The organism is Mycobacterium sp., from assembly GCF_049608025.1.
Taxonomy (GTDB): Bacteria; Actinomycetota; Actinomycetes; order Mycobacteriales; family Mycobacteriaceae; genus Mycobacterium.
The window spans coordinates 1-10,402 of the sequence record NZ_JBMYXC010000083.1 but is presented as its reverse complement, the minus strand read 5'-3'; the positions used below and the strand labels follow the sequence as shown (position 1 = coordinate 10,402).

The following is a 10,402-nucleotide window of genomic DNA, read 5'->3' as shown; positions in this document are numbered from 1 at the left end:
GAGGCAGCCTTCTACAGGCCACTGTTCAGGTAGGCCGGTCGATGATCGTGCTGGGCTGGACAAGGGCTACACCGGCCCGACCGTCGCAGAGTCCGCAACACAAGCCGGGGTCAGCGTCGAGGTCGTATCCGGGCCAAAACCCGGCCACGGGTTCATTGTCCAACCACGACGCTGGGTGGTCGAACGCACTAACGGCTGGATCAACCACTGCCGCCGCATCGACCGCCACTACGAAACCACCCTGACCGCGCACGAAGGCTTCCTCTACCTCAGCCAAATCGCCCTACTACTCCGACGACTCGACCGCAGCCAGTTGTTCGACACGCTTTAGGCCGCGAGCACCGCCGTCGTCGGTGGGAACTGCCGGGTCGGGGTGATCCATCCCCAGACGCCCTTCACCGACGCCCGGTCCAGTAGTTCTTGGTAAAGCTCGTCGGAGACTATGGGCGAGCGGCTGAGCAGGAACCCGGTGAAGCCGCTGGAATCGCTGACAACGGCCCAGCCGTTGGGGTCCAGTGGGCTGTAGTCGGGGGAAATGTCGACGATCCAGTAGTTGCCCGGCGGGTTGGAGTTGGCCGGAAAGAGGAAGCTCACGTTCAGCTTGTTGTCGGAGCCGTCGACCGGGAGTGCCGAACCGACGATGGTGGATTCGGGCCCGTTGTTGAAGAAGTAGTTGCCCGAGTTCTCGACCTTGATCGAACCGTCGGGGTTGGGGCTGTACACGGCAGTGGTGTTCACCAGCCCGATGGAGAAGAACTGCTTGACGCTGCCCACCTCGTACCAGGTGCCGAGGTAGTCGTTGAGATCGACGACGGGCGGAGGAGCAAGCACGATCGCGGCGGTATCGCCCATCACGATGTACTGATCAGGGGCTCCATAGATGCCGTTGCCATCGATGGGTCCCAGGCCCTGGTACATGTCGTTGATCCAACCCGTGGCCAGCGTGTGCGTGGCCGCGGTGTTGCCGGGCGGGGAGAACTTGGTCACCAGCTGGGCGAAGAAGTCGATGAGCGGATTGCCGCCCAGCAGCGCGTCCGCGTGCGAGCCCCCGGCCAACGTCGCACCAACGAATTCACCCGGGCGGGCCGCCACCAGCTCATCGGTGGTTGACCCGAAGGCATTCCATAATTGGGGTGGCGCCGCGACCTGATAGACCGGGATGAATGGGTCGTCCAGCTTCGCCAGGGCCTCGGTCACCACTCCGCCGAACGAGAAACCGTCGAACATCACGACTCCGCGCAGGCTGTCGTCGTTGCCGGGGTCCGTCGCGTAGAAGCCCCCGACGGCCGTGGCGAATCCGCCGCCCGCCGATTGACCGGACAACACGAAGTCCTCCGGCAGCAGACCTTGGTAACCGGCCGCGGCGGCGCTCATGTTCAGCGCCGCACGGTCCCCGAGGAACATCGAGGCGACAGCCTCCTGCATCGGTTCGCCGTTGAGCCAGCAGCCGGAACAGCGCAACGGGAACGACGCCACGTTGGGCGCCACGACGATGCTGTTGGTCTGCTGCGCCAGCGTGGTCGCGAGCGCGGAGACGAAGGACTTCTTATTCAGGAAGCCGTGCTGCAGCCACATGACGCCGGACGCGGACACCGAACCGTCCGCCTGGGTCGGGAGGTACCAGTCTGCGTTGGTCTTGTAGCCGTGAGGACCAACCGGAATGGTCAGCTTGGCGTGGCCGGTCTTGACGCCGGTGACCGTCTCGGGGCCGGCTTGGGCAACCGCAGAGCCGACAGACGCGGCCAGGACCGATGCCACCTCCACCGGCGCTGCCGGTGCGGAGGAGGTGTCGGCCCACGGCGCCAATCCTGGGAACGCGGCCACTGTCTCGGGGCGCGCTGACCAACCCAACGCCGAGAGCAAGTTCAGAACCACCATTGCCACCGGACCCGGCGAACGCTGTGTGGTTGCCGATACTTCCGGGGTCTGGACCGTTGCGACGTTCACGTCGGCCGCCACCGGATCGGCAACAGCCATCGCCGAAACATCGGCTGATGATTGCTCTGGGGACGCTGTCACCGACTCGACCGCCACGGCCGATTCATCCGATTCGTCGGAGACGGCGGGGGCCACCGTTTTGTCGGCCGCGATCTGCTGCTCCACCGGTTCCACCGAGGAAACGGCCGCAACCTGCTGCTCTGCCGGTGAATCGGTCGAATTGCCACCGCGGTCCGACGATGCCGCAGCCGCCTCGGCGGCAGGTGCAGCGTCCTCTTCGCTTGGAGCATCCTCTTCGAGAACGACGTCGACTTCCAGCGCGGCATCCTCTTCGACCGCGGCGTCAGCTTCAAGAGCGGCGTCCTCTTCGACCGCCGCGTCCTCTTCAAGAGCGGCGTCCTCTTCAAGAGCGGCGTCCTCTTCAAGAGCAGCGTCCTCTTCAAGAGCGGCGTCGGCTTCCAGCGCGTCGGCCTCTAGTGCGGCGTCTTCGAGCGCGGCGTCGAGTTGTCCGCCCGACGGCTCGGCGGACGCCGGAACCGTACCGGGATCCGTCGAACCGGATGTGTCACTTCCGTCGTCGGCACTGGCGCCATCCGCCGCCGAGGAACCCGACGAGTCGCTGTCTGCTGACCGACTGCTGGAGCTACCCGAGCCAGCCCCGTCGGAGCCGTCCGCGTCCGCTACGGCCACGCCGGCGCCGGCGAAAACGGCCGCGCCCAGACCGACAAACATCAGACCGGCGCTTAACCCAGCACGCCCCTCGACCATCCGTGCACCTCCCGATAGATGGCCGACGTTAGCGGATTGGCGACCAGATCGACGCGGTGGGTGCCGCAATTGTCGACGCCGTAACAAAGTCGTCAGCAAGCCTCGGTCTTGCGTGGCGCGGTGGACTCCGCCCGACGCCGCAGCAGGATTACCGCCTCGGCCGCGGCGAAGACCAGCAACGACACGACGACGGCCGCGATCACGACAGGGTAGCGGCCGTCTAGGCCCTCGGCGGATATCTGCCGGATCAAAATTCCGCAGTAGGCCCAGATGAGCACCAGCCCATAGGCGACATCCCGGTTGCGCAGCATCGTGACGGCGCCGATCGCCATCGCGACCAGCACGATGGTCGCCGCCCACGCCGAGTCGGTCAGACCGAAGCCGTCCCAGTTGAGGCTCACCAGCAGCACGGTGATGTTCGCTACGGTCGCCACCGTGGTCCATCCGAAGTAGACACTGAACGGCACACCGACAAACCACCGTTCGCGCACCGTGAGACTCACGTCCCGCAAACTGTTGGTGATCAGGATCAGACATACCAGGATCACCGCGATGAGCACGACTGAAAGCGGGATCACTCCGTAGTGCCAGGCGAACACCCAGGCGGTGTTGGCGACTGACGACAACGAGAACAGCAAGCCGACCCGGTTCAGCAGCGCAGTCCGCTCCTCCGCTGGCTGCGCGGCGCGAAACAACCCGAGTTGATAGAGCACGTGCAGGCCGAGCAGCAGGTAGATCAGGCTCCAGATCGAGAACGTCACCCCCGCGGGGGTGAACAGGTTCTGGTAATCCTCCGACACCTCGCCGGTGCGTTTGCCGTTCAGCGGAAGAGCGTTCGCCAGCACGTTCGCCGCGATCATGGCCAAATAGGTCACGACCACCAGCGCCTTGATCGGCCCTCGTCGAGTGACTGCGCTCATTTCATCTCCTGTCGCTGTAATCAACAGTTCATCATCTGCTTCCGGCGTCCGCCCTGCGGATGCAGTGCCCGCCCGAGACGTGTCAGGAATCGGTAAGGCGCGAGTGACCAACGCGAGTGACCAATGAGAAAGCTCTCACCACCGCCTTCCGGCATTCTCACGTCGCGGCGAAATCCTTGATCGGGACAGCGGGAAACGAATCCCGAGGACCAAACCCTGAACAAGGAGTAGATCACCATGGAACGCCACATTGCCCGGAAATTGCTGGGTACCGCTGGGGCTATTGCACTCGCGGTCACCGTGGTCTCGTGCTCGGCGGAGTCGAGCACCACGGAGGAACAGCAGCAGTCAGCCGCCGCCGGACAGCATCAGCGGCTCCACGCCGTCGCTGGTCAACCGTTGACCATCGCACCCGACCAGTTGTTGGCGGCAACCGGCGGCTTCACTCCTGTCGCCTTCGAGCAACCCGCACACGGACAGATCAGCTACGGCAGTGACGGCAGCGTGGTGTACACACCCGAGGAGGGTTTCACCGGCACCGAAGAGCTGAAGATGACGACCACCGATGCGGTTCGGCTGTATGCCAATCCCGCCCCACCGATGGCAGTCGTCGGTGGCGTGCCGGTGCAAAGCAGTGGGGCCGGATCGGCGATTGCCGCCGTTCCCGGCAACCCGAACCAGATCTACGGACTGACCGACCGCGGGCCGAACGTCGACGGCCGGACCGACAACGAGAAGGTGGTGCCGGTCACTGACTACTCCCCCCAGATCGTCAGGTACACCCTTGCCGACGGCATTGCCCATGAGGAGCAGGTCATCGTCCTCAAGGACCCCGACGGCCATCCGCTCAACGGCCTGGTCGTCGATGTCGGCGACACCGGCGGGGAGACCATGGTCGATATCTACGGCAACCCGATGCCGAACTCCGACCGCGGTCTGGACAGCGAGGGATTGGTGGCACTCGGGGACGGCACGTTCTGGGTTGCCGACGAATACGGCCCCTTCGTCATTCACTTCGACGCAAACGGTGTGGAGATCGAACGCCTGTCGCCCTATGACGGCTCGCTGCCGGGCGAGCTGGCGATGCGGGACCCCAACCGCGGCATGGAGGGCCTGACCGTCACCCCCGACGGATCGACCCTGGTGGGCGTGATGCAGTCGGCCCTGGCCACCCCCGGGATCGACGGCCGCCCCCGAGGGGTACCGCTGACCCGCATCGTCACCATCGATCTGGACACCAGAGACACCAAGACGTTCTTGCTGCCATTGGCCGATCCGCAGAACAGCAAGGTCCTGGTCTCCGAGATCACCGCGCTCAGCGACACCGAGTTCCTGATCGCCGAGCGCGACACCACGCTGGCGCCCGACGGCAACAAGAAGATCTACGTCGCCGACATCGCGCGGGCTACCGACGTAGGTCCGGCGTCAACGGTCCCGGGCAGCAGGTACGACGCGGCCGCAGGCGGGCTGCTGGTCGACGGCAAACCGATCGAGGCTTTCGCGGGCGTGACCAGCGACGCCGAGGCGGTCGAGGCCCTACGGGCGGCCGGTATCGAGGTCGCCGCCAAGACGCTGAAGCTGGATCTGGATGGACTGCTGACCGAACTCAACCCCAAAGGCGAGTTCTTCGGACACGACAAGGTCGAGGGCGTCGTCACACCCGACGGCGGCCGGACCCTGATCATCTCCAACGACAGCGACTACGGACTGGTCGGCATCGATTCCGACACCGCCCCGTTCCCGTTGACGCCGAAAACCCTGGCCAACGGTGCACAGGATTCCGGCGCCATCCTCGTGGTCGACACGGAAAAGCTGCCGGCGGCCACCCGGAACGCAACGTTATCCATCGAGGTGAGCCCAGCGTTCTGAGAACCCTCAGCACGATCCCGGCGCCCGTCACCGCCCACCCGGTGGCGGGCGCCGAGTTTCCGGCACCAACGCGCGCCCCGCAGGACCGCGGCTTCGCCCACTCTGAGGAGAGTTCTCTCATCCCGGTCTCACGAGCAATTCGTCGGCGGTGAGCAGGCTCGAGGCATGGCGATCAATTCTTTGGCACTGTTCCTCGGGCCTCATGCCGAGGACGTTCTGACCGCGGCGATCGGTGAATGTGGGGCCGGCGTGGACGATCTGCGGCTGGCTGACGTACGAGTGCAGCCCAGCGGCGCGGTGCGCGCCAGGTACGTCGCCGACGTCCGCCGCAAGGACGGCAGCCGGACCCGCGAAGCGCTGGTGGCGGCCAGTGGCGAGCACATCCCAACGGGAGCGGCCGTGGTGGCCGGTCAACACCTCGGCGAACGCTTAGAAGTGGGCGTGTGGCGCTTCGCGCAGGATCCTGCGCTGCCCGCCCTGCAGATGGTGGAGGACCCGACACGGATCGCCGACCTGTTGTCGTCCCACGGAATCGCCTTGGCGCGACGACCGACGATCGTTGTGCGGGCCTACCGCCCCACCCAACGCGCGGTGCTGGAGGTCAGCGACGGCCGCAGTCGATGGTTCCTCAAGGTGGTGCGGCCGGCTGCGGTCGCCGAACTGCGTGTCCGCCACGATCTGTTGGCCGAACGACTGCCCGTGCCGCCAGTGCTCGCCGAAACACCCGAAGGGATCCTCGTACTTCCCGAGGCGCGAGGGACGTTGTTACGCGACCGACTTACCAGCGACTCGACATCATCAGCCACCCCGCCGCCCCCACCGGCCGAGTTGGAGCGGCTGCTCGACGCTTTGCCCGCCGATGTGTTGCGTCTGCCGTCGCACCGCTCGATCCTGCAGCGAGTGCAGGACGGTGCCCGCGTGCTGCGGATCTGTGCGGAGTCCGATCCCGGGGTATCCGCAAGGCGGGCCGCCGAACTCACGTCTGAGACGGACCGGCTGGTCGACCGGGTGTTGTCGGCAGCGCCCGGGTCGTCGGAGCCCCCGGTGCCGGTGCACGGTGACCTCTACCACAATCAATTGCTGACCGACGGCACACAGGTCACCGGCGTACTGGATGTCGATACGGCCGGCCCCGGCGAGCGCGCCGATGACTGGGCGACGCTGCTCGGGTACCTGTCCGTACTGGGAATGTCCCACGCTCCGTCGCAGAGGTACTGCGCCGAGGTGCTCACCTACGCTGAACGCCGCATCGACCCGGATGATCTGCGCCGACGTACGGCTGCGGTGGTGTTGGGCCTGGCAACCGCGCCGTTCCGAGCCCGACTCGCCGACTGGCCCGGACACACCTCAGGCCGCTTGGCGTTGGCCCGCGAATGGCTCTGAGGGATGAGAAGGCGCTCACTTCCCACTCACGAACCCCTCACCTCTGGCCGGAACCCTAGAGGGGAAGGGCGGGACAACCAGCCCGCCCGTCCCGGAAAGCAAAGGAGCACATCATGGAAAACCCCACCACCTGGAAGGTCGTCACCGCAGGAGTGGCCCTCACCGGACTCAGCCTGCTGGGAGCAGGCGTCGCCGGAGCCGCCGGATACAGCATGGCCGACTCGGGCAGCACGAGCACCGTGATCGCGATGGACGACAGCTCCTGGGACGACACCTCCTGGGACTGAGACGGTTTTGTCCAGTGCCGGCGCCCGCCACCCACATCGACGGTGACGGGCGCCGGTGGGGTCTTGCAGGTGGTCACGGAATCTCATCGAGGCGATAGCCCATCCGGCGCAGGGTCACGAACCGGTCGGCGCCCAGTTTGCGGCGCAAGTAGCGCACATACACATCGACGACGTTGGAACTCGGGTCGAAGTCGTAACCCCAGACATGACTGAGTAACTGCTCCCGGGACAGCACTTGGCCGGGATGGCGCAGGAACGTCTCGGCAAGCGCGAATTCGCGAGCGGACAAATCAACTTCCTGCCCGTCGACCTGAGCCCGCCGGGTGCGTAGATCCAGTTGCAGCCCGCCGCAAGACAAGACCGTGGGCTCCGTGGCACGCTCGGTCTGCAGTCGACGCCGCACCCGCGCCAACAACTCCTCGAACCGGAACGGTTTGGCCATGTAGTCGTCGGCGCCGCCCTCCAGCCCGGCGACGGTGTCCTGAACGCTGTCACGTGCGGTCAGCACGATCACCGGGATCGGATTCTGGTCGGCGCGAAGCTTGCGCAGCACGTCGAACCCGTCCATCGCGGGCAGGCCGATGTCGAGCACCAACAGGTCGAATCCGCCAGTGGTCGCGTACTCGTAGGCTGACCGCCCGTCCGCAACGACAGTCACGGCGAAACCGTTGGCAGACAATCCTTTATCGATGAAGCTGGAAATACGCGGTTCGTCTTCGGCGACCAGGATTCGGGCCATCATTCTCCTCTGACGGGGATGACGACAGTGAAGGTGGCGCCCTGCCCGGGGACACTATTCAACTGGATTCTGCCGCCGTGTGCCAGCGCGATCGCCCGCACGATCGCCAGGCCGAGGCCGGCACCGTCGGATCGCTTCCCGCCGGCGCTGCCGCGCGAGAAGCGCTCGAAGATTCGGGTCCGGTCGGCATCGTCGATCCCCGGCCCGCAGTCCGAGACCCAGAACCTCACCTGGCTGGTCTCCCTTGCGGAACCCAGACTGATCCGGTCTCCGTCGTTGGTGTAGCGACATGCGTTGTCAGCCAACGCGAGCAATGCCTGCGTGATGCGCTGCGCATCCAGTAGGGCAGTCCCTTCTGCAACTGAATCCAGGATGAAGTCGCGATCGCCGAGGGCGGCCAGCTTTTCGAAAACGTCCCGTGTCAGTGCGCCCACGTCCACCGGCTTCGGATGAAGGAACGGCAGCTGCTCGGCGCGCGCCAGGAGCAGAAGGTCGGACACCATCCGGTTCATCCGCTCCAGCTCATCATCGACCAGCGCGATCGTCGACGTCACATCTTCGGCATCGCTGGGGTCGAGCACCTCGAGGTGCCCACGCACAATGGTGATCGGTGTTCGTAGTTCATGCCCGGCATCATCGGTGAAGCGACGCTGCGCGGACACCGCCGCTTCCACCCGGTCAAGCATCCCGTTGACCGTCTGCACGAGATCACCCAACTCGTCGCCCTCGCCACCACGGTCGGGGATGCGCTGGGAAAGATCGGTTTCGGTGATGCTGCGCGCGGTCTCGGCGACATCGCGCAGTGGTCTCAGGATACGGCCGGCGATGAGCCAGGCCGCCGCCGCGGCGACCACGATGGTCACCGCGCCAACGGCGAGCATCAGTCTTGCCACCGCGTCCGCTTTGGCGCGTTCACGATCGCCGAAGAAGGCGGAGACGATGACACCACTGCCGGGTTCCTCATTGAGCGTCACCGGCATGGCCAGGTAGCGGATCTCGCCAACCCGCGGATACTGATACAGACCCGCGACCGGCTCGGTGATCGAAGCGACCCGCTCGGTGAAGGCCGGATCACCGGCCAGCACGTCGGGGGTACCCGGTTGTTGGGGGCTCTTGGTCAGATACGACCCATTGACGTAACCGAGGAACACCTCGTTGGGCCGGGCGATGTTGTACGCCATGGCCTCCCGGATGAGCTCCTCCACCCCGGCGAAGGGTTCACCCGTGCCGGGATCGATGCCGGGGCCGGTCAGCTCGGCAAACTCCTGCACCTCGACCAGCAACGCCTCGTCCATACGCGTGTTGACAGCCGAGACCAAGAGGCGCCAGGTCGAAAAGGTCGCGACCGCCAGGGCGGCGATCAAGAACAGGAGCATCCAGCCGATGATCCGGGTGCGGGCCGCCGACGGCAGAATCCGCCGCACCTTTGACCGCAATGGGGAATCGGTGGCTAGCATCGCCGCCTTTCGGTTCGGCGCCGGCATCATGATGCTGAACCGGATATGGACGCTCTACGAACCTAACCACCTCACGGACCAGGCGCAATTCCCGGAGAAGCTGGATCTTTGCTGCCGCAGTGGCTGGCGTTCGGGGATTTTGGGACTGCGCCCCAGGGGAACTCGCGGCAGTGATTCGCGGGATTCCGCCAGATGCGGCGGCTTCGTCGCCAAGGGCTTTCTTCCCGTGCCCCCATGGCAGCGCGGCAACCTCCAGAACCTGATCCCGCGAATCCCAGATTTATCAATTTCCATGCGCCGGGCCGGGTAGATTTCAGGTCACGTGCAACGATTCTGCGCGGCGGTGATCCACCTGAGGGGCTGCCATGAGATACGTCAGATACCTGGGCGGCGCGGGCGCATTAGCGGTCGCATTGGGAGTGGCGGGTGTTGCGACCAACCCAGCCATCAGCTCGGCAGAGTCATCAGATTCCAGTTCCGCCGGCACGCCGTCACAGTCGTCTGATGCCGGTTCCTCCTCGGCTGCCGACGGCTCGTCCACTGATGAGGCTTCCGGGCCGAGCGACGACGGAGCGCCGCAAGAGTCAGACGGAGCATCGCCAGAGTCAGCGGGCAGCGGCCTCACGGCTACCACCCCGGCGGGTGGCGACGACGAGATGGTCGACCAGATACCCGACGAGGTCGACGCCGACGACGAACTGGTCGACGAGGTATCCGACGGGTTCGAGGCCGACGACGAGGTGGTCGGCCAAGAACCCGACGAGGTCGAGGTCGACGACCAAGTACCCGACGAGGTCGAGGCCGACGAGACATACGACATCACGGCATTCGACAGCCCGGACGAGGCCACGAGCAGCGACGCGCTGGCTTCCGAGGCGGTGGCCGCGGCGCGCCGAGACAGCGGCAATAGACGGGGCAGGGGTGCCGAACTCAGCACTGTCGCCGACCCCGATGCGGTCGCCCACGAAGCGGTAGACCAAGTGCCGGTGACCGCAGATCCGGGTGTTTGGTCGGCGCCGATTTCGGTCGAACCGGCGCTGA

Annotated in this window: 9 protein-coding genes and 1 pseudogene; 6 read left to right on the top strand and 4 right to left on the bottom strand. The window is 65.7% G+C overall.

The window, feature by feature from the left end; all coding sequences use genetic code 11:
- Window positions 1-331 (top strand): annotated as a pseudogene (locus tag ACPGXI_RS17235) (hypothetical protein); the annotation flags it as partial.
- Here the strand turns inward: ACPGXI_RS17235 and ACPGXI_RS17230 are convergent.
- Both ACPGXI_RS17230 and ACPGXI_RS17225 read right to left on the bottom strand, forming a co-directional pair.
- Entirely contained in the window at window positions 328-2,670 is a 2,343-nt protein-coding gene (locus ACPGXI_RS17230) for a lipocalin family protein (RefSeq protein WP_526655116.1), read from the bottom strand. The pseudogene ACPGXI_RS17235 and the gene ACPGXI_RS17230 overlap by 4 nt on opposite strands.
- A 128-nt stretch (window positions 2,671-2,798) precedes the next feature.
- Entirely contained in the window at window positions 2,799-3,626 is an 828-nt protein-coding gene (locus tag ACPGXI_RS17225; RefSeq protein WP_526655114.1) for a TspO-related membrane protein, read from the bottom strand.
- A gap of 237 nt (window positions 3,627-3,863) precedes the next feature.
- Between ACPGXI_RS17225 and ACPGXI_RS17220 the strand changes: the two genes are divergently transcribed.
- The 3 genes from ACPGXI_RS17220 to ACPGXI_RS17210 all read left to right on the top strand — a co-directional run bounded on the left by ACPGXI_RS17220 (window position 3,864) and on the right by ACPGXI_RS17210 (window position 7,165).
- Window positions 3,864-5,495 (top strand): esterase-like activity of phytase family protein, encoded by a 1,632-nt coding sequence (locus ACPGXI_RS17220; RefSeq protein ID WP_526655112.1) that lies wholly within the window; start codon window positions 3,864-3,866, stop codon window positions 5,493-5,495.
- A 165-nt stretch (window positions 5,496-5,660) separates the two neighbouring features.
- Window positions 5,661-6,878 carry a phosphotransferase family protein gene (locus ACPGXI_RS17215; protein ID WP_526655110.1) on the top strand — a complete coding sequence of 406 codons (1,218 nt, stop codon included), beginning with the start codon at window positions 5,661-5,663 and terminating at the stop codon, window positions 6,876-6,878.
- 113 nt (window positions 6,879-6,991) lie between these two features.
- The gene (locus ACPGXI_RS17210; RefSeq protein WP_526655108.1) at window positions 6,992-7,165 is read left to right on the top strand and encodes a hypothetical protein; all 174 of its coding nucleotides are present in this window, start codon (window positions 6,992-6,994) and stop codon (window positions 7,163-7,165) included.
- Between the two features lie 73 nt (window positions 7,166-7,238).
- Here ACPGXI_RS17210 and ACPGXI_RS17205 read toward each other — a convergent pair whose 3' ends face one another.
- Both ACPGXI_RS17205 and ACPGXI_RS17200 read right to left on the bottom strand, forming a co-directional pair.
- A complete protein-coding gene (locus ACPGXI_RS17205; RefSeq protein WP_526655106.1) occupies window positions 7,239-7,904 on the bottom strand; it encodes a response regulator transcription factor in 666 nt (221 codons plus the stop codon).
- The gene (locus tag ACPGXI_RS17200; RefSeq protein WP_526655104.1) at window positions 7,904-9,199 is read right to left on the bottom strand and encodes a sensor histidine kinase; all 1,296 of its coding nucleotides are present in this window, start codon (window positions 9,197-9,199) and stop codon (window positions 7,904-7,906) included. Before ACPGXI_RS17200 ends, ACPGXI_RS17205 begins: the two co-directional genes overlap by 1 nt.
- Before the next feature lie 4 nt (window positions 9,200-9,203).
- Between ACPGXI_RS17200 and ACPGXI_RS17195 the strand changes: the two genes are divergently transcribed.
- Both ACPGXI_RS17195 and ACPGXI_RS17190 read left to right on the top strand, forming a co-directional pair.
- Window positions 9,204-9,671 carry a hypothetical protein gene (locus ACPGXI_RS17195; RefSeq protein WP_526655102.1) on the top strand — a complete coding sequence of 156 codons (468 nt, stop codon included), beginning with the start codon at window positions 9,204-9,206 and terminating at the stop codon, window positions 9,669-9,671.
- 55 nt (window positions 9,672-9,726) lie between these two features.
- Window positions 9,727-10,402: hypothetical protein (locus ACPGXI_RS17190; protein WP_526655100.1), on the top strand; the 676-nt coding region annotated here is incomplete at its 3' end.